Annotated in this window: 15 protein-coding genes; 4 read left to right on the forward strand and 11 right to left on the reverse strand. The window is 63.9% G+C overall.

Annotated elements, in window-relative coordinates; translation table 11 throughout:
• Positions 1-16: 16 nt before the first annotated feature.
• The 4 genes from GGR17_RS02185 to GGR17_RS02200 all read right to left on the reverse strand — a co-directional run bounded on the left by GGR17_RS02185 (position 17) and on the right by GGR17_RS02200 (position 4,673).
• On the reverse strand, positions 17-1,036 hold the full coding sequence (locus GGR17_RS02185) for a glycosyltransferase family 2 protein (RefSeq protein ID WP_054538267.1): 1,020 nt from the start codon (positions 1,034-1,036) through the stop codon (positions 17-19).
• Between the two features lie 75 nt (positions 1,037-1,111).
• Positions 1,112-2,617, reverse strand: a complete 1,506-nt coding sequence (locus tag GGR17_RS02190; protein WP_054538266.1) for a hypothetical protein — start codon at positions 2,615-2,617, stop codon at positions 1,112-1,114.
• Entirely contained in the window at positions 2,614-3,615 is a 1,002-nt protein-coding gene (locus GGR17_RS02195) for a UDP-glucuronic acid decarboxylase family protein (RefSeq protein ID WP_054538265.1), read from the reverse strand. Before GGR17_RS02195 ends, GGR17_RS02190 begins: the two co-directional genes overlap by 4 nt.
• 347 nt (positions 3,616-3,962) lie before the next feature.
• Positions 3,963-4,673: a methyltransferase domain-containing protein gene (locus GGR17_RS02200; protein WP_054538264.1), complete on the reverse strand. Its 711-nt coding sequence runs from the start codon at positions 4,671-4,673 to the stop codon at positions 3,963-3,965.
• A gap of 376 nt (positions 4,674-5,049) precedes the next feature.
• Here GGR17_RS02200 and GGR17_RS02205 point away from each other — a divergent pair, with 376 nt between their 5' ends.
• Positions 5,050-6,405, forward strand: a complete 1,356-nt coding sequence (locus GGR17_RS02205; RefSeq protein WP_157445515.1) for a glycoside hydrolase — start codon at positions 5,050-5,052, stop codon at positions 6,403-6,405.
• A gap of 4 nt (positions 6,406-6,409) precedes the next feature.
• Here GGR17_RS02205 and GGR17_RS02210 read toward each other — a convergent pair whose 3' ends face one another.
• The 3 genes from GGR17_RS02210 to GGR17_RS02220 are packed head-to-tail and all read right to left on the reverse strand — an operon-like array spanning position 6,410 to position 8,807.
• On the reverse strand, positions 6,410-7,408 hold the full coding sequence (locus tag GGR17_RS02210; RefSeq protein WP_054538262.1) for an NAD-dependent epimerase/dehydratase family protein: 999 nt from the start codon (positions 7,406-7,408) through the stop codon (positions 6,410-6,412).
• Positions 7,409-7,423: 15 nt separating this feature from the next.
• Positions 7,424-7,792: an EamA family transporter gene (locus GGR17_RS02215; protein ID WP_037209146.1), complete on the reverse strand. Its 369-nt coding sequence runs from the start codon at positions 7,790-7,792 to the stop codon at positions 7,424-7,426.
• 43 nt (positions 7,793-7,835) lie between these two features.
• Positions 7,836-8,807: a UbiA prenyltransferase family protein gene (locus tag GGR17_RS02220; RefSeq protein WP_052071458.1), complete on the reverse strand. Its 972-nt coding sequence runs from the start codon at positions 8,805-8,807 to the stop codon at positions 7,836-7,838.
• Between the two features lie 342 nt (positions 8,808-9,149).
• Here GGR17_RS02220 and GGR17_RS02225 point away from each other — a divergent pair, with 342 nt between their 5' ends.
• Positions 9,150-10,460: a glycosyltransferase 87 family protein gene (locus GGR17_RS02225; protein WP_054538261.1), complete on the forward strand. Its 1,311-nt coding sequence runs from the start codon at positions 9,150-9,152 to the stop codon at positions 10,458-10,460.
• Here GGR17_RS02225 and GGR17_RS02230 read toward each other — a convergent pair.
• Genes GGR17_RS02230 through GGR17_RS02240 form a run of 3 tightly spaced genes read right to left on the reverse strand, consistent with a single transcriptional unit; the run spans position 10,436 to position 13,387 of the window.
• On the reverse strand, positions 10,436-11,809 hold the full coding sequence (locus tag GGR17_RS02230; RefSeq protein WP_054538260.1) for a sulfotransferase: 1,374 nt from the start codon (positions 11,807-11,809) through the stop codon (positions 10,436-10,438). The two genes, GGR17_RS02225 and GGR17_RS02230, sit on opposite strands and share 25 nt — an antisense overlap.
• Complete coding sequence (locus tag GGR17_RS02235; protein WP_235974396.1) at positions 11,806-12,033, reverse strand: hypothetical protein; 228 nt, start codon at positions 12,031-12,033, stop codon at positions 11,806-11,808. Before GGR17_RS02235 ends, GGR17_RS02230 begins: the two co-directional genes overlap by 4 nt.
• Entirely contained in the window at positions 12,026-13,387 is a 1,362-nt protein-coding gene (locus tag GGR17_RS02240) for an arylsulfotransferase family protein (protein ID WP_054538258.1), read from the reverse strand. Before GGR17_RS02240 ends, GGR17_RS02235 begins: the two co-directional genes overlap by 8 nt.
• Before the next feature lie 322 nt (positions 13,388-13,709).
• Here GGR17_RS02240 and glpD point away from each other — a divergent pair, with 322 nt between their 5' ends.
• Positions 13,710-15,326 carry a glycerol-3-phosphate dehydrogenase gene (gene glpD / locus GGR17_RS02245; RefSeq protein ID WP_054538257.1) on the forward strand — a complete coding sequence of 539 codons (1,617 nt, stop codon included), beginning with the start codon at positions 13,710-13,712 and terminating at the stop codon, positions 15,324-15,326.
• On the opposite strand, the gene GGR17_RS02250 is transcribed toward glpD, so the two are convergent.
• Positions 15,308-15,733 carry a PaaI family thioesterase gene (locus tag GGR17_RS02250; protein ID WP_054540330.1) on the reverse strand — a complete coding sequence of 142 codons (426 nt, stop codon included), beginning with the start codon at positions 15,731-15,733 and terminating at the stop codon, positions 15,308-15,310. The genes glpD and GGR17_RS02250 overlap by 19 nt on opposite strands.
• 175 nt (positions 15,734-15,908) lie before the next feature.
• Between GGR17_RS02250 and GGR17_RS02255 the strand changes: the two genes are divergently transcribed.
• The gene (locus GGR17_RS02255) at positions 15,909-18,512 is read left to right on the forward strand and encodes a cation-translocating P-type ATPase (protein ID WP_054538256.1); all 2,604 of its coding nucleotides are present in this window, start codon (positions 15,909-15,911) and stop codon (positions 18,510-18,512) included.
• The last annotated feature ends 2 nt before the right edge of the window (positions 18,513-18,514 follow it).

The following is an 18,514-nucleotide window of genomic DNA, read 5'->3' on the forward strand; positions in this document are numbered from 1 at the left end:
CCGGTGATCCTGCGGCTCAGGGCACATGAAGGCGATCCTTCCGTCCCAGAATGTGATATTCGAACAGGCACCACGCGAAGGCCCCCGCCGAATAGACATAGTAAAGCTGGTGGTAAAGCACCGCCTTCAGCGCGAACCAGGCCCCGCCGTTTTCACGGAAGAACTGAAACAGCGACCAGTTCAGCGCAAAGGCCAGCGCCAGCAGGCCCAGCGTCCAGGGCCAGATCGACGGCGCCACCACAAGCCCCAGCACCGACAGCAGCAACAGCCCGGCCACCACCGCCTTGACCCGCTCGCCGGTGCTGGTGTTCAGATCGTTGGTCAGCCCCTCGCGCGCGATCATCAGCCGCGACCACGGCAGCGCGCGGCGGAAGATATCAGTATGGATGCCGTTGCGCACGGTCCAGACCTTCAGATGCTTGCCAAGCAGATCGGGCACCACCACGATCCGCCCCCCGTTGGAGCGGACGCGGTAGCCCAGCTCGATATCCTCGATCGAGGGCACCTTGTAGGTTTCCACGTCGAACCCGCCGATCTTGCGGAACACATCGGCCCGCACCGCGCCGCAACCGGCCCAGAAGGTGGTGGAATCCCGGTTGGCATGCTGGTGATAGAACCGGTGCATCAGGTTCTTGTAGCGCGAGAACCACGGCGTGCCGGCGGGCGTCGTGTCATACGAGCCGAACACCGCATCCACCCCTTCCTCGGCAAAGGCGGCGCGGATCTTCGCGGCCCCGCCCGGCCAGGCGATCACATCGGAATCGACGAACCACAGGATGTCGCCCCTGGCCTGCTCCGCCGCCAGATTGCGCGCCGCGCCCGGCCCGCCGTTCACCGGCGTGGTCAGAACCGTCGCCCCCATCTTGCGCGCCTCGGCGGCGGTCGCGTCGGGCGATTGATCGTCGACCACGATCACCTCCTGCACCTCGCCGCTTGCCAGCATCTCCATCAGCGGGGTCAGCACCTTCGGCAGCAGATTGACCGCGTTATAGGCCGGCATCACCACGCTGATCGAAAGCTGTTGTGAATTATCCATGGAAAACACCTGACGCTGAAGAAATGAAGAAATTGGCCCCGTCGCAACATGGGGGCGGGATATGACGCGCGCGTGTCATGGCTCGATCACCAGCGGCGCGAGGCGGCGCACCGATACGGTTTCCGTGAACATCAGCAGCAGCGTCGCGGCCATCGGCAACAGCCAGATCACCCGCCCGCCATAGCGTGTCGCGGGTTGCGAAATGCCGCCGCAGACGAAGGCATTCGCCAGAATGCCAAGCACGAGCATGATCGCCAGCGCCTTGAGATAGGGCGTGGCAAAGCCCGGCCACAGCACCAGCACCAAGAGGGCCGCGAAGGACAGAGAATAGATCATCCCCTGAATCGGGGTCACGACCGCCAGCCAGCCGGTATCCTGCGTCAGCCGGCCGCCGGAAAACCCGTCCGGCCCCAGCCCCTTGTGGCCCGAGAGCTTGGCGATCATCCGTTCGGTCGGCACCGTCATGTCGACCCGGAACAGCGCGACCTGCGTCATCGTGTTGTGTGCGAAAGCATAGACAGTGCGGGCCGGCAGGGCCTTCAGCACCATCAGAAAGAACGGCACCTGCTCCTGCGCCACGGCGCGCTGATCCTCGGGCGTCATCAGCTTGAATGATCCGAGCCGGCGGGAATCCTCAAAGATGATATGCGTCGCGGTCAGCCGCCAGGGATCATCCGACAGCGACAGCGCATCGTAAAGCGCGCAGGTCGCGATGGACGCGTCCGGGCAGTTCCGTTCCAGAAAGCGCAGGCCGGGGCCGTCTTCGATCAGCCGCGCGGTCAGGAACGGGTTATAGACGACCTCGCTGTCGCCGACGGTGGCCGCCGCGACCTTGAACAAAGAGCGCTCGGCGATCCCGCCGGCCGCGATCAGCGCCACCAGAAGCGGCGGCAGCCACCACCGGCGCCGCGCCAGCAGCGGTGACACCACCAGCGAAACCGGCACCAGCAACAGCGCGATGGCCAGATGCGACAGATGGCTGACCACCGCGAACACGCCAAGCAAAAGCGCCAGGATCACCTCCCACGGCTTCATGTCGCGGGCGAACACCGTCAGCGTCGCGATCACCAGCAGCAGCACAGGCGCGAATGTGTCGGGCATCAGATAGGCCACATAGAAGGGCAAAGAGCCTGTCGCCGCGGCGATCAGCGAAAGCCCGACCAGCGCCGCCACCGGCCGCGGCGGGCAGTAGAGCCGCGCGGCGATCCGTGCCGGCAGCCAGACCGCGATGATCACCGCAAGCGCGTTCAGCAAGGTCAGCGCGGCCAGGTTTCCGCCCTGTGCCAGCGCGGCCATCACAACCGAGAACACCGCCGAGCGTGATCCGTTCACGGTATCGTCCGCACCCGGCGCATGGCCCGCACCGGGCGCGCCCGGCACCCGGCGCTCCAGCAGCCCGGCCTGGCGCAGGGCTGCCTCGCCCTGATCGATGTAAGATCCCGTATCGAAATAGAAAAGCGGCTTGCCGTTCAGCACCAGAACCACAAGACAGGCCGCCAGCGCGGCCGCATACCAAAGCCCCGATCGCAGGGCTTCCCTGCGCGGGTCCGTCAGTTTGAATGCGGCCGCGTCGTCCGTCACTTCCCGGCTTCCCCCGTGAAGATCCTGTCGGTGGCGCCATCAGCCGCCAGATCGTGGCGCAGCCGCGCGAAATAGGCGATCGTGGCGTCCAGGCCGCTGTCGAGCGCCACCCGCGGCTCCCACCCCAGCGTCTTGCGCGCCAGCGTGATGTCGGGCTGGCGCTGCACCGGATCGTCATGCGGCAGCGGCTCGAACACCAGTTCGGATTTCGAACCGGTCTTGGCAATCACCGCCTCGGCCAGTTCCAGGATCGTCAGTTCCACCGGATTGCCCAGATTCATCGGGCCGGTTACATCGTCGGGCGTGTCCATCAGGCGCACCATCCCGTCGATCAGGTCGGACACGAACTGGAACGACCGCGTCTGCTGCCCGTCGCCGTAGATGGTGATCGGCAGGCCCGACAGCGCCTGCATGATGAAGTTCGACACCACGCGCCCGTCCTGCGGGTGCATCCGGGGCCCGTAGGTGTTGAATATCCGCGCCACCTTGATCTTCAGATTGTGCTGCCGGCGGTAATCGAAGAACAGCGTCTCTGCACAGCGCTTGCCTTCGTCATAGCAAGACCGGAACCCGATCGGGTTGACGTTGCCCCAATAGGCCTCGGTCTGCGGATGCACCGCCGGATCGCCATACACCTCGGACGTCGAGGCCTGCAGGATTTTCGCGCCCAGCCGCTTGGCCAGCCCCAGCATGTTGATCGCCCCGTGCACCGAGGTTTTCGTGGTCTGAACCGGGTCGTGCTGGTAATGCACCGGGCTGGCCGGACAGGCGAGGTTGTAGATCTCGTCCACCTCGACATAGAGCGGAAAGGTCACGTCATGGCGCATGATCTCGAACCGCGGATTGTCCAGCAGATGCCGCACGTTGGTGCGGCGACCGGTGAAATAGTTATCCACGCACAGCACGTCATTGCCCGCGTCCAGAAGCGTTTCGCAAAGATGCGACCCAAGGAAACCGGCCCCGCCGGTCACCAGCACTCGTTTCGACGTCACACTCATGCCACGCGCCCTGTATAAGCCCCGAACCGCAGCGGCCCGGGTCGTTTCGATTGAATGGCCCGCACCGGCCGAACCGGGGCAAACGCGCTTGCGATCACAGACGCCATCGTCAGAATTATGGCATTTGCCCATGGGCCGCAAAGGGCGTTACCTAGGGGCAACATAAATCCCTGCCCGGCCGGTTTGAAAGCCGCTTTTTGGGCAGCACGCCGGGGCCGCCGCGCAAAAAACGCGCGCCGCGCCCCTTGCCGTGCCCCGGCAGGAAACTGACGGCATATCGCCATTTCAAAGGCTGAACAGTGCATTGCGCCGTTTTTCCAGACAGGCGGCCGCCACCGGCCGTGCAATTACTTGATCGCCAGGAAACCTTCGAAGCACAGGTATTTCTGCACCGAAGTCACATCCTTGAACCCGGCCCGCGCCAGCATGTCCAGATTGCCCTGGGTCGAGAACGGCTCCAGCACGCCTTTCAGGCTGCGGGATTTCTCGACGATCTCTTCGCCGGAGAAACCGTTGCGAATTTTGAAATCGTTGTAGAGCTGGGTCAGAATGTCCTGAAACCGCGCATCCGGGCCGCGAACCTTTTCGAACATCACCAGCGCACCGCCCCAGTTCAGCGTTTCATAGATCTTGTTGAAAAGCTCCTGCCGATAGCGCGGCGGGACGAACTGCATGGTGTAGTAGCTGACGATCATGTCGGCCTTTTCCATCTCCATGAACCGCGCATCTTCGTGCACGATCGAGATGGCGGGCACATCGGCGCAATGTTTCTGCGCCTTGCCCACCATGGCCGGCTCTACATCCATCCCCACCCAGCGGGCGCCGGGCTTGGTGGCGTTGTGCTGCGCCAGCTTCTTGATCAGCTCGCCCGTCGATGTTCCGATTTCATAGATGACGCTTTCGTTCTTCACGAAGAAATCGGAAATCTGGCAGATCAGGTCATGCCCGGATTCATAGAGCGGAACCGACAGTTTAATGTGATCAACGAATGTTTCGGGAACGCCTTCGCCAAACGTCCACCCCGCGTTACCGGCGGTAATATCCTGGCCAACACCCATGGCGGTTACTCCTCATTCACAAACAGCGGGCGCGCAGGCCCGATTTACACAATTTCGCAGCCCGGCTTGAAATAACGCGTCAATACGCCACCGATCCTGCTTCCCGACCCTCACCGGCGGTTTCATAGCATGAGAATCGGTTTCTCCGAACAGTTTTAGCCTTTGCGGCGCCCACGCGGCGACAAAAACGGAGAACTGGGTTGTATTGTAAACACATTGTCCCCGCCCGCGGTGAAACCGGCGCGCGCCGGGCCGGGCGAGTGGCAAAAGGACGCCGGAAAAGACGGGGGTCTCACGCGGGAACGTCTTTCGGTTGCGGCCTCGATCCGGCATCTTGCCCGCAATTGCTTTGACCGACACGATTCAGGGGCACGACATGCCAATGACAGCTTTCCGCCATTTGTTTATTTGCCTGGCACTTGCCGCGCTCGCCCAGATTTCCGGCCCGGCCCGCGCCGCCGAAATCACGCTCGATCCGGCCACCACCTTCCAGACCATCAACGGATGGGAGGCGACGGCCGATATGGTCGACACGCCGCACACCCCGCCCTGGGTGCGCTACCGCGAAGAAATGCTCGACCGTCTGGTCTCGGAGGTCGGGATCAACCGGGTGCGGCTGGAAATCCGCGCCGGCGCCGAAAGCTCCACCGGCATCGTGTCCGATTTCATCAGCGGAAAGCTCCCCTATAATCGCTGGAAAAGCCGCCGCTATGAAACCGCCAACGACAACGGCGATCCGTTCTCGATCAACTGGCGCGGGTTCGATTTCGCCGAACTGGACTGGCATATCGAAAATGGCGTGCTGCCGCTGATGCGGCGGCTGCAGGCGCGGGGCGAGCGGCTGATCGTCAACCTGTGCTATGTCGCCTTCCGCGATGGTCGCTATTACCACATGGAGCCCGAGGAATACGCCGAACTCGTGCTCGCCACCTATATCCACATGCGCGACACCTACGGCTTTGTCCCCGACATGTGGGAGGTGATCCTGGAGCCCGACCTTTCCAAGAACTCATGGAACGGCACCGACATCGGCCGCGCCATGGCGGCCACGGCCAAACGGCTGCGCGCCAATGGCTTTTCGCCCGCCTTCGTCGCCCCCTCCGTCACCGACATGCGCAACGCCCTGCCCTATCTGGACGACATCGTCGCGGTGCCCGGGGCCAAGGAACATATGGTCGAGTTCTCCTATCACCGCTATCGCGGCGGCGGGCAGAAGGTGCTGCGCGACATCGCCGCGCGCGGGCGCGAACTGGGCATCCGCACCGCGATGCTGGAATGGTGGTTCGGCAAGGCCACCTACAAGGTGCTGCACAATGATCTCAAGAACGGCGAGGTTTCGGCCTGGCAGGGGCGCGTGATCGAAGGGCATTACGATGTCGAAAACCGCGATTCCGCCCACCCGAACCTGACCCTGCGCCCCGAGATCCGCTATAATCTGCAGTATTTCCGCTATATCCGGCATGGCGCCCGGCGCATCGGCGCCACCTCGGATGATCCGCGCAACTTCGACCCGCTGGCCTTCATCAACACCAACGGCAAATATACGGTCGTGGTAAAGGCCGAAAAGGCCGGGCCGGTTGTGCTGCACGGCCTGCCGCCGGGGCGCTACAAACTGTCCTACGCGGTCGGGTCCGGGTCGAAAGAGCTGCCCGATCCCGCCGTGGTGGGGACGGGCGCGCCGCTCGTCACCGAAATTCCCGGCGTCGGCGTCCTGACCATCGCCGGGTTCTGACCCGTCAGGGCAGGCTCGCCGCGCCGTCGCGATAGGATTGATAGGCGGCATAAAGCATATCGGTATCCTCATGCTCGGGCACCCACCCGAGATCGCGCTTGGCGGCCGAAATGTCGAGCGAGACCTCGAGATCGGCGATCTCGAACTGCTCCGGGTCCATCGGGGCGATCTTGAACAGGTTCAGCCCGCGCAGAATGCCCTTCACCAGCCAGCCCGGCGTGCGGATCACCCGCGAGCGCGAGCCGCTGCGCCGGATGAACTCGGTCATCAGCTCATACTCCGTCGGCGAATTCTCCGAGCCCAGGTTGTACACGCCGACCGGGCAGCCCTTGTCGGCGGCCAGAAGGCTGGCGCGCGCGCAATCGGATACCGATACGAACTGAAACCGGTTCTCGCCCGGCCCGATCAGCGGCACCGGCCGGCCCTTGTCGATCAGCTTGAACAGCACCTCCAGGATGCCCAGCCGGCCTGGGCCCAGAATAAGGCGCGGGCGGAATGTGGTGCAGGTGATGTCGCCGGCGGCCACGGCCGCGTTCACGAGATCCTCGGCCGCCACTTTCGACCGGCCATAGGGCCCGAACGGGTGGCGCGGGTGGCTTTCGGGGCGCGGGATCTGGATCGCGGGGCCGTAAACCATATCCGTGCTCCAGAAGATCAGGTTGCGGTTGCCCTGCCGTTTCATCCAGGCCAGAACCTCGCGCGTGCCATCCACCGCGCACAGCCGGAAAAACGCGTCGCGGCCGAAACGCGGCTGATTGGGGATGATCAGCTTGGTCGCCTGATGATGCACCACATCCTCGGGCTGCAGCGCGATACCGTCGAGCGCGCCGGGCGCGGCGATATCAGCCTCGACATAAGTGACGCGCGGGTTCGTAACCTTGGGGAATTTCACGAAGCTTTCGGGCAGGTCCACCACCACGATCTCCGCCCCGCCCCGCTCCAGCATCTGGCGCACGGTCTCGCGCCCCAGAAAGCCGTTGCCGCCGATCAGTACATGTTTCATTCGCCGTCTTCCCGCTCAGCTTCGCGCCAGAATGACGGTGCCCAGAATGATCGTGCCGATGCCGATCATCCGGGTCAGGTTCACCGTCTCGCCCATCACGAAATGCCCCCAGGCCGCCACGATCACATAGGCGATCGACAAAAACGGAAAGGCAAAGCTGACATCGAAGCGCGACAGAGACATCAGATGCGTGCCCATGCTGATCGTCATCGTCACCAGCCCCAGCACGATGAACGGGTTCGTCACCGCCCCCATCAAAAGGTTCACCAGCCGCGAGGCCGAAAACTCCGCCTGCCCGACCTGGCTCATCCCCGATTTCATGAGAAGCTGCGACGCCGCGTTCAGCACGACGGTCACGATGATGAAGACAAAGTATTTCGACATGGGGGAAGGCTTCCTGCTTAACAAATGCGCCGATGGCCGGCGATTACTCGATACGCATGTCCCGCACCACCGAATGATCGGTCAGGAACTGGATATAGGGAATGTCGATCCAGAACAGCGCCAGAACCAGAACGACAAGAAAGGCGACGAACCCCAGGAACTTCGGCTCCATGTAGATCTTTTCGGGGTTGATCGCGTCAGACTTGGGGCGCAGCGCGATGTTCTGATACCACACGAACAGCAGCGCGAAGAACGGAAAGCTGATGATGAACTCTATCTTGTACTTGATCAGGAATATCCCGAGAAAGAACACCGCCGTCAGCGCATAGAAGAAAGCCGACAGCATCAGCGAATTCTCGGTGTAGATCCGGAAAGACCGGCGATAGAGCCCCGCCCGCGCGGGATCGTTGATCATCCGGTATTCGGCATAGCGCTTGATCGCCATCAGATAGGCCCCGCCCATCCAGTAGCTCAGCAGGAAAGACGACGGGGGCAGCACGATGGTCGTGATCGCCGCCCAGCCCAGCACCAGCCGGATCGGATTGTTCACCGATTCCGACAGCACATCCAGATAAGCGCGATCCTTGGTGCGGATCGGTTCCACGTTATACAGGATGCCCATGATCAGCAGCAGAACACTGGCATAAAAGAACATGGGGTTCAGAAAGCTGGCCAGATAAAGGCCGATCCCCCCCAGCAGCAGATATTGCAGCAACACGAACTGCGGGCGGATGCGCCCCTGCGCCGTGGGGCGGCTGGATTTCGTCGGGTGGTGGCGATCGAACTCGCCATCCAGATATTCGTTGATCGTGTAGTTGGCCGAGGCGACAAGGCAGGTCGACACGATGCCGACCACAAGCCAGGCCAGCGCGCCCAGCCCCGCCTGATCGTCGACGATCAGCGCCAGCGCCGCGCCCGGCAGCATGAAGATGTTCTTCACCCAGTGATCGGGCCGCGCGATCGCGATGTAATCTGTGATCGAGATCGGCTTTTCAGAAAGCTCCGGCGACTTCATGACAGGACCAATCCAATAAAAAATGCGCCCGCGGGCAAAGGGCGAACGCTTTACAACAGATTTCGGGAATTGCGGGCGCAGGCGGGTGGCGTGCTGTGAACCCGGCAGCGGATCACCCGGTATTCAGGTTGCGGCGGCAAAAGCACCCGGAACGCATCCAGTACACAGGTCACAAGCGCGGCCCGCCGAATATGCGAAAAATGAAACATCTCAAAACACCTGTTACGCCGCCACGAAAAAATTGTGGCGCAAATCGGGCAGTCCTGTCAAATGCTCATCGGTTCACAGTGCAATAATTGAGAACATCTGTTTAACAGTACCGGCGTATCGGGGGGATTGTGTATGTCCGTGACTTTATTTCGCTCAGCGGGCATCGCCGCGCTGATCCTGATCGCAGCTTTGATCGCGTGGGGAATCATGACGCCCTGGGGCCTGGGCCTCGATTTCGCCAATTTCTACGATGCCGGGCGCAAGGCGCAGGCCGGTAAGTTCGCCGACCTCTACGACCCGTTCGCGCAGATCGCCGGGGAAAAGCCGCTGGGCAACATGACCTTCTTCAGCGCCCCGCTGACCAGCTATCTCTATTCCCCGATGGCGGCGCTGCCGCCGCGCACCGCGCTGCTTTGGTTCAAACTCGCCGGCACGCTCGCGCAGGGCGCGGGGCTGGTGCTGCTCTACCTGCACTGCCGCCCCCTGGCCGGCGACACGCCGCGCGACCGGGCGGTGTTCTTCGCCCTCTTCACCATCGCCGCCCTGCTGTTCCAGCCATTCTGGACGATCTACCGCGTCGGCGGCCAGACCACGCCTTTCGTGTTTCTGCTGCTTGTGCTGGGGCACATCGCCTTTACCCGCGGCGCCCTTGTCTGGACGGCGCTGGCCTTCAGCGCGGTCGTCGTGATCAAGCCCGCCTTTGCCCCGGCGGCGATCCTGCTGTTTGTACTGTCCTCCAACCGCTTCCGGCTGACGGCCCTGGCCGCCGGCCTGGGCCTCGGCGCGCTCTCGCTGCAGATGTTCGGCCTGCCGCTGCATCAGGAATTTCTCGCCCGCGTCCTGGCCGAGGGCGGCAGCCTGATGGCGCCCTGGATGAACAGCAGCCCGTTCTCGTGGATAGAGCCGATCTTCGTGCGCCCCGAAGCCTATCAGACCGAAGCCAGCCTGCCGGCCACCGCCGGCCTGATCCTCACGGCCCTGCGCCTGCTGACATCGGCCGCGCTGCTCTGGGCGCTGGCCCGCCAGATCCGAAGCACCCTGCCCCCGGCGGCGGAACGGCACGCGGTCTATGCCACCGGCCTTGCGCTGGTCGTCGTGCTGTCACCGGTGATCTGGTCGCACTATCTGACGATGCTGTTCATTCCGCTGGCGGTGCTGATGGCGCTGCGCAGCCACCTGCCCGGCGGCGCGGTCGCGCTGTTGTCTCTGGCGGTGTTGCTGGCCCCGGCCCAGAACCTGATGGTGATACGCAAGCTCCACGCTTTTCTGGGGTTTGACACGCGCGCCGAAATCCTGGCCGTTGCCCTGCTCAAGAGCCTGCCCGCACTGCTGATCGTCATGGTGATGATCGTCTGGCACCGGTCGCTCGTCTGGGCGCTGAAGGATGCCGCCTGGGACAGGCTGCTGTCGCCCGCGCCTCAGAAACGGCCGATCTCGGCATAGAGCGCGGCGGCGGCCTCTGCCAGCTCCGGCCGGACACCGTCCACGGGTTTTTGCGGAATGTTCCGCATCTCGGCGAATTCCGCATCCTCGATGCCAAGGCTTTGCCACAGCGCGGCGCGATAGGCCGGATCGCCGCACAGCCGTTCGTAGGAGACAAAGCGCAGCGCCGCGCCCACCTTGGCGCCCACCGCGGTCAGATGGCTATAGGTGGCGATCCAGGTTTCCAGCCAATAGTTCACGTCATCGGGGCTGGTCAGCGGCCGCCCCTTGAACAGGAAGGGCCTGTGCGCCTTGCCGAACTCGTGATGCGCCAGCCAGGTGAAATAATCGGTCTCGAACGCATCGGCGGTCTGAAACCGTTTGTGCTGACCCAGCAGGCTGTTGGCATGCTGCAGCGGATCGCGCACCGGCACGATGAACCGCGCCCTGGGGAAATACCCGGCAAGGGCAGGAATGCGCAGGATGTTGTTGTTGTTCTTTGACAGATAGCGCTCTTTCCCGGTGCGACGCAGCACCAGGCTGATGAAATCGGCATAGCCCGAGAGCGCATCGGCATCCGGCTTGTGCAGGGCCAGCCCGTCGTCGCGGATATAGTCGTCGCCGCAGGTAACGCGCCAGAACACCTCGTCCAGCGCCTCGGGGCTGTCGAGATCAACCTGGATGCCATCGCCATGCGCACGGTCCTTGGCCTCCATCTTGCTGGAGCGTGACAGGTTGTTCCACAGGTTCGGGGCCATCACGAACGGCATGTCGCGATAGGTCAGCGACCCGAACTGGCCGGTATTGTACAGCTCGCGCGTCAGGATGGTGGTGCCCGCCCGCGCCAGCCCGCAGACAAACACATGCGCCCCCTCGCGCGATGGCGGCGCGCCCTTCAGATAAAGGCCACGCTCCACATCATGGATCACCTCGGGCAGCACCGGCGCGCCAAGCGCCACGCGGTGCAGAAACCTGTCGGTCGCCGAATAGTCCGATTGCGCCTTCGCCCCGCCCCCGACGCGCAGTTTCATATAGCCGATGGAGCCCACGATCATGCCGAGCATCACCAGCGGGCGGAGCATGGTTTCCGTCAGGGCCGCGGGTCCGCCATCATACAGCAGCCCGGCCAGCCCGAAGGGAACGATGATCAGCACGAGCATGCCCAGAAGCGCCATGCAGGCCAGCCCGATGCGCAGGGCAAACGCCGGCAGCGCACGCTCTTTCCAGTGGTCCGAGACCTTCGCGCTCGATACCACGCGGGCCGCTTTCGTGGAAAAACCGGTAACGGTGGAGAGTTTCGCCTGAAACGGCAGCGCCAGCAGGATCTCACAGGCAACAAGCGTTGCTGCGAAGATCAGCGCCCAGTTCATTCCTCGGCGCTGTCGCCGACGATCTCCACCGGCGTGGCCTTCTTGCGCTTTTTCAACATGCGCTTGATCGGATAGTAAATCACCGCGAACAGCGCCAGAAAGATAGAGCCGAGCACCCCCAGAACCGCAGCGATGGCCCCGGCCCCGAGCCCCGGCCCCACATAGGCCTGCGCCGCAACCGGAACAAACCCGAGCGCCGCCAGAAGAAGAACCCGCCTAGCCACCGTCGCAAGCCGATTTCCGGATGTTGGATAATGCCGCATCACCATACTCCCTGGTCACATATCGGACCCAGCCCAGCCTGTATGGCACTCCGCTGCTTCCGCCATTCACATATTCAAGCGCAATCTTACCATCCTGATCGAAAAACAGGATACGTCCGTAGTCAGATTCTTCAACCATCAGCTGCCCGCCGGGCAGAAACGTATACAATCCTTCGGAGACGGTGCGAATGTCCGCGTCCAGCATAATATCCGAATAGGGCGTGCTGACAGTGTCTGTCGCGAAATCGTAAATCACAACGTCATTCGACGGGTCGACAACCGGCCCGCCATGGCGCGAGCGCATGTTGTTGTTGAACACCGCGATCCGGCCATCGCCCAGCACATCCACATCATGCTGAAACGCCCAGGGGCCCGACCGCAGCCACAGGATTTCATTGGTCGAGGGGCGGAACAGCATGATCGCCGATTTGTGCCGCATGCTGATCAGAAGGTCGCCGCGTTTCCAGTAGGGTCCGTCTTGCAGAAGCGGCTCGATATCGTTCAGGTGGATCGGGTCATCGCTATAGCCCGCGTTCATGCTGGTCAGCAGGTATTCATACCCGTTCTCGATCAGGATCGTGGTCAGGGATTTGGAATACAGAACCTCCCCGTCCTCGGTGATCTGGGTCAGGGAATCATTGTAGTAAGTCGGCGGGACATGCTCCAGCTCCGCCGGGTCGCGGTCGCCCGGAATCCAGAAGGTTCCGTCTGCGGCCCGTTCGGTCGAATGGTGGAAGAGATCGCTGTTGACCCAGACCTTTTGCGCACAGGCATCGACGCGCGCCATGGGCGAGAAATTGCCCTTGACGATCAGATCCCCGTTTTCCATCAGATACGGATGCAGGATGCGGAACGTCTCGGCGTTGACCGGAAGATTGTTGTATTCCTTGCCCTGAACGAATCCGTCAAAAAGAGCGTCCGAGTCCGGCATCCAGCTATGGGGTGTTTCCAGCGTCGACAGATCCACCAGTTCCACGATGTGGCGGCGCGCATCACCGTCATACCGGCTCAGCAGCAGGTACCCGTCCACCGCGGCCGCAGACGCGGGCGTCTTGACCTCCCAGCCGCGCCGCCCGGGGAAGCGCGGGTCGCGGTAGTGCTGCGCGATCATGCGGTCATAGGGGCGCAGGATTTTCTGAAGCGTGTCCGGGCTGCTTGCCAGAGCATAGGCGATCTCGCCCGCAACCCCGAATTTGTGATATCCCAGCGTCCGGCTTCGAACCACGACACCAAAGGCGACGACACCAAGCAGACCGAGAAACAGCAAAACAAGAACGACCCAGACCTGGATCTTGCGAAACAAAAATCGTTCCATCACTACTCAGCCCCTGTTCCGGCCGGGCCGGAGTTTGACATGCGGCAGGCTTAATACGCGAGTCACCCGCCACGCCATAAAACACAATTTCGAAAATACACGAAGCATTTCATCCTGTTGGAGGCGAACATTTGCCAATCCGCCATCTTACGCCGCACTGTTGCCTGTCCCGTTCCGCGCCGCGCCGCCGCCCTTCGCCCGCGCGGCCGGGCGCCCGGGCACACCATGACGGCTTTCCGCCCCCGCGCGATTTTCCGGCTTGACCCGACGCCGCCGCCCGCCTTTCTACAGCGCCGGAACAGGCCGAAAGGGCGCAGGAACCATGACCGGCAAGACAAAGCGCGACAGCGCGGCGCATTTCGACCTTGTCGTCATCGGCGGCGGCGTCAACGGCTGCGGCATCGCCCGGGATGCGGCCGGGCGCGGGCTCTCGGTGCTGCTGTGCGAACAGGGCGATCTGGCGCAGGCCACCTCTTCCGCCTCGACCAAACTCTTTCACGGCGGGCTGCGCTATCTCGAATATTTCGAGTTCCGCCTCGTCCGCGAGGCGCTGAAAGAGCGTGAAACCCTGCTTCGGGCGATGCCGCATATTTCGTGGCCGCTGCGCTTTGTGCTGCCTTACGATCCGGCGCTGCGCTTTCCTGCCGATGCCTCCGGCCTTGGCCGGGTTCTGCGCTATGCGGCGCCCTTTCTGCGCGGGCGCAGGCCGGCATGGATGATCCGCGCAGGGCTGTTTGCCTATGATCATCTGGGCGGGCGCTGCATCCTGCCCGGCACCAAAACCCTGCGGCTGGCCGATCACCCGGCGGGCAAACCGCTGAAGCCGCGCTTTGCCAGGGCCTTCGAATACTCCGATTGCTGGGTCGAGGATTCGCGGCTCGTGGTGCTGAACGCCCGCGATGCCGCGGCGCATGGCGCCCGCATCCTGACCCGAACCCGCTGCGACAGCGCGGCGCGCACCGGCGCGGGCTGGCGGGTGGAACTGACCGACCTCGAGACAGGAACCGCGCAAAACGTCACCGCAGCGGGCATCGTCAACGCGGGCGGGCCATGGGTCGAGGATATTCTGAAAACCCGGCTGGGGCAGCAGGCGGCTCATGGCGTCCGCCTCGTGCGCGGCAGCCATATCGTGACGCGCCGGCTGTTCGATCACGGCCAGCCCTATTTCTTTCAGCTCCCCGACGGGCGGATCATCTTCGCCATCCCTTATGAAACCGATTTCACACTGATCGGCACCACCGATCAGGATCACCGCGCCGCCCCCGGCGCGGCCATCTGCACGGAAGACGAGCGCGACTATCTGCTCGCCGCCGCCAACCGCGTCTTCACGCGGGCCCTGACCCCCTCCGATGTGGTCTGGTCCTTTTCCGGCGTCCGCCCGCTCTATGACGATAACGCCTCCAGCGCCACCGCCGCCACGCGCGATTATGTGCTGACCCTGCAGGATGAAAACGGCGCCGCGCCGCTGCTCAGCGTCTTCGGCGGCAAGATCACCACCTATCGCCGGCTGGCGGAACAGGCGCTGGCCCGGCTCGAGCGGCATTTCCCGCAGATGTCCGGCCCGTGGACGGCAGGCGCGCCCCTGCCCGGCGGCGATTTCCCGGTCGATGGCGCCTCCGCGCTGATGGCCCGGCTGCGCGCCGTCTTCCCGTTTCTGACAGAGGCCTGGGCGGCACGGCTGGTGCGCGCCTATGGCCGTGATGCCTATGCGGTTCTGGGGCAGGCCACCTGCCCCGCCGATCTGGGCGAGGATTTCGGCGCGACGCTGCACGCCGCCGAAGTGCTCTGGCTCATCCGCAACGAATGGGTCAAATCCGCCGACGACATCCTGTGGCGGCGCAGCAAGCTCGGCCTGCGCCTGGATACCGCCGCCGCGGCCCGGCTGGAGGCGTTCATCGGCGAAGCCCGCGGCGCCCGCGTTCAGCCCGCCGAACGGTAGCGGAACACCCCGGTGCCGGTGGCGATCTTTTCGCCGGTTTCATCATGAATGACACTTTCCGCGAAATAGGTCCGCTGCCCGCCCCCGGTGCGCCACCCTTCGCCGATCAGCAGCTTGCCCTTCGGCCGTGAAATGAACAGCACATTCATCGACAGGGTCATCGCGAACCGCCGGTTCGCGGGATCGCCGGTATAGCACCCGGCATATCCCATCGCCGTATCAAGCAGAACACCGTAGACCCCGCCATGGGGAATCCCGTGCCGGTTCGTCGTGAACTCCGCGACCGGCATCTCGAAACACGCATAATCCGCCCGCCAGTCGCGCAGCGTATATCCCAGATGGGCCTGAAAGGGCGACGTGTCTTCCCGCAACGCCGTGTCGAATGGCGGGTGGCTGTCTGCTGTCATGTTCATACCTCTTTCGCCGAAATCCCGGGCGTGTCTGCTTGGAAACCCGTCAGCCTGCCGTGCCGGTGCGGCATGGTGCGCCCGGGTTTCGCACAATCTGCAATCCATTTGACACGCGTCAACGTTAAATGCACCGCATGACCTAATGTTTCCCCATTGAACCGTGGGCCCCTACATGACGCAAACCGCTTCCCTTTCCGAGCAAACAACCGGCCTGACCGGCGCCGAGGTTGCCGCGCAGCGGGCGATTCACGGCTGGAACGAGCTTCCGCGGCCCAAGCGCGTCTCGCCGCTTGTGCTGTTCCTGCGCCAGTTCACCGGCGTTTTCATCCTGATCCTGTTCATCGCCGCCGGCATTGCCCTTGCCCTGGGCGATGCCATCGACACGATCGCGATCCTGCTCGTTGTACTGCTGAACGGCATCCTCGGATTCGTGCAGGAATGGCGCGCCGAAAATGCCATCGAGGCGCTGCGCAACATGCTCTCGCCCAATGCACGCGCCCTGCGCGACGGGCGCGAGCAGCATATCCAGGCGCGCGAACTGGTGCCCGGCGATCTGGTCATCCTGGATGCCGGCGACCGTGTGCCGGCCGACCTGCGCCTGACCTCGGATGTGCAGCTTCTCGTGGACGAAAGCGTGCTGACGGGCGAATCCCTGCCAGTGGACAAGACCGCCTCTGACGAAGATCCGCGCCTGTTCATGGGCACATCCGTCGTTGCCGGGCGCGCCGAGGGCATCGTGCAGGCGATCGGTGCCAAGACCGAATTCGGCCAGATCGCCCGGATGACCGGATCGGTGCGCGAACGGCCGACCCCGCTGCAGATCCAGCTTGGCAAACTGTCACGGCAGCTTGGCCTCGGCGCGGTCGGCATCGCGCTGGTGATCGTTGTCATCGGGGTTCTGACAGGGCGCGAGCCGGTCGAGATGTTCATGACCGGCCTGTCGCTGGCCGTGGCGCTCGTGCCCGAAGGGTTGCCCGCCGTCGTCACCATCACCCTGGCCCTGGGCGCCTCGGCGATGGCGCGGCAAAAGGCGCTGGCGCGGCGGCTGAAGGCGATCGAAACGCTGGGCGCGGCCTCTGTCATCTGCACCGACAAGACCGGCACCCTGACCGAAAACAAGATGACGGCGGCAACGATCTGGATGCCCGGCAAGACCTATTCCGTCACCGGCACCGGCTATGACCCCGCCGGGCATATCGCGCGTGACGGGCTGCGCGTGCGCGCCGAGGACGATACCGCGCTGGCCGCCCTGCTGGAAACCGCGATCACCTGCAACCACGCCCGGCTGTTCCATTCCCCCGACGGCTGGACGATGATCGGCGAGCCGACCGAGGCGGCGCTGGTCACCCTCGCCTACAAGGGCTGGGCCCCGATCCCCGACCCGCAGGATACCGTGCTCGAAATCCCGTTCAGCAGCGCACGCAAGCGCATGAGCCTGATCGCCCGCAGCGGCGATGAAACCGTCATGCACGTCAAGGGTGCCCCCGAGGAAATTCTCGGCGCCTGTTCGGCGGTGATTTCGGAAGCCGGCCCCGTGCCGCTCGATACTTCCACCCGCCGGGCCGCCGAAGAGGCGTTTGAAAGGCTCGCCGCCGAAGGGCTGCGCGTCATCGCCATCGCCCGCAAACCCGCCGCCGCCGCCGAGGACACACCCGATGAAGACGGGCTGGTGCTGCTTGGCCTTGTCGGGCTGATCGACCCGCCGCGCCCCGAGGTCCGGGCCGCCATCCGTGGCGCGCGTCAGGCCGGGGTTCGGGTGATCATGATCACCGGCGACAGCCCGGTCACCGCCCGCGCCATCGCCGGCCAGCTGGGCCTCGACGTCGGCCAGTGCGTGACCGGCCCGGAGCTGGAACACAAGACCGACGCCGAGCTGACCGCGATCCTCGCCGACGGCGTGCTCTTTGCCCGCACCACGCCCGAGCACAAGTTCCGCATCGTGCAGGCGCTTCAGGCGCAGCAGCAGGTGGTGGCGATGACCGGCGACGGCGTCAATGACGCGCCGGCCCTGAAACAGGCCGATATCGGCGTATCCATGGGCATACGCGGCACCGATGTGGCCAAGGACGCCTCTGACATCGTGCTCCTGGATGACAATTTCGCCACCATCGTGCGCGCCATTGCCGAAGGCCGGCGCCAGTTCGACAATGTCAGGAAATTCGTCGGCTATCTTCTGTCGTCGAATGCGGGCGAGGTGGTGGCGATCACGGCCAACCTGTTTCTTGGCGGGCCGCTGATCTTTCTGGCGACCCAGATCCTGTGGATGAACCTGATCACCGACGGCGTGACCGCGATCGCGCTGGGGCTCGAGAAAAGCGAGCCGGGCCAGATGCAGCGCCCGCCCCGGCGCATGGGCATGCCGATCGTCGGGCGGGGCGGGCTGATGGTGATCGCGGCTTTCGGCCTTTACACCGGCAGCGCCAGCCTGTTCGTGTTCTACACCTTCCTGCCCCAGGGCGAGGCGGTGGCCCGTACCGCCGCCTTCACCGCCATGGTGGTGTTCGAAAAGATGAGCGTCTTCGCCTTCCGCTCGCTCGATCAGCCCTGCCTGCGCATCGGCTGGTTCAGCAACCCCTATCTGCTGCTGGCCCTGGTCGCCATGCTGGGGGCGCAGGTCGCCGCGGTGTTCTGGCCGCCGCTTCAGATCCTGCTGCAGACCGCCCCGCTGGGCGCCGCGCATCTGGGCTGGATCGTGGCGCTGGCGCTGCCGCTGGTCGCGGTGCCCGAATTCGTGAAATACCTCGGCCTGTTCCAGCCCGCGCCGGCGAGGAGGTGATC

The organism is Actibacterium naphthalenivorans (assembly GCF_014196965.1).
GTDB classification, from domain to species: Bacteria; Pseudomonadota; Alphaproteobacteria; order Rhodobacterales; family Rhodobacteraceae; genus Actibacterium_A; species Actibacterium_A naphthalenivorans.

What these genes read in the sequence shown, in the direction of transcription:
- GGR17_RS02230 (WP_054538260.1), bottom strand. Translation starts at nt 11,809, where the DNA reads ATGAACTGGGCGCTGATCTTCGCAGCAACGCTTGTTGCCTGTGAGATC.
- GGR17_RS02195 (WP_054538265.1), bottom strand. Translation starts at nt 3,615, where the DNA reads ATGAGTGTGACGTCGAAACGAGTGCTGGTGACCGGCGGGGCCGGTTTC.
- GGR17_RS02200 (WP_054538264.1), bottom strand. Translation starts at nt 4,673, where the DNA reads ATGGGTGTTGGCCAGGATATTACCGCCGGTAACGCGGGGTGGACGTTT.
- GGR17_RS02240 (WP_054538258.1), bottom strand. Translation starts at nt 13,387, where the DNA reads ATGGAACGATTTTTGTTTCGCAAGATCCAGGTCTGGGTCGTTCTTGTT.
- glpD (WP_054538257.1), top strand. Translation starts at nt 13,710, where the DNA reads ATGACCGGCAAGACAAAGCGCGACAGCGCGGCGCATTTCGACCTTGTC.
- GGR17_RS02225 (WP_054538261.1), top strand. Translation starts at nt 9,150, where the DNA reads ATGTCCGTGACTTTATTTCGCTCAGCGGGCATCGCCGCGCTGATCCTG.
- GGR17_RS02215 (WP_037209146.1), bottom strand. Translation starts at nt 7,792, where the DNA reads ATGTCGAAATACTTTGTCTTCATCATCGTGACCGTCGTGCTGAACGCG.
- GGR17_RS02220 (WP_052071458.1), bottom strand. Translation starts at nt 8,807, where the DNA reads ATGAAGTCGCCGGAGCTTTCTGAAAAGCCGATCTCGATCACAGATTAC.
- GGR17_RS02250 (WP_054540330.1), bottom strand. Translation starts at nt 15,733, where the DNA reads ATGACAGCAGACAGCCACCCGCCATTCGACACGGCGTTGCGGGAAGAC.
- GGR17_RS02185 (WP_054538267.1), bottom strand. Translation starts at nt 1,036, where the DNA reads ATGGATAATTCACAACAGCTTTCGATCAGCGTGGTGATGCCGGCCTAT.
- GGR17_RS02255 (WP_054538256.1), top strand. Translation starts at nt 15,909, where the DNA reads ATGACGCAAACCGCTTCCCTTTCCGAGCAAACAACCGGCCTGACCGGC.
- GGR17_RS02210 (WP_054538262.1), bottom strand. Translation starts at nt 7,408, where the DNA reads ATGAAACATGTACTGATCGGCGGCAACGGCTTTCTGGGGCGCGAGACC.
- GGR17_RS02205 (WP_157445515.1), top strand. Translation starts at nt 5,050, where the DNA reads ATGCCAATGACAGCTTTCCGCCATTTGTTTATTTGCCTGGCACTTGCC.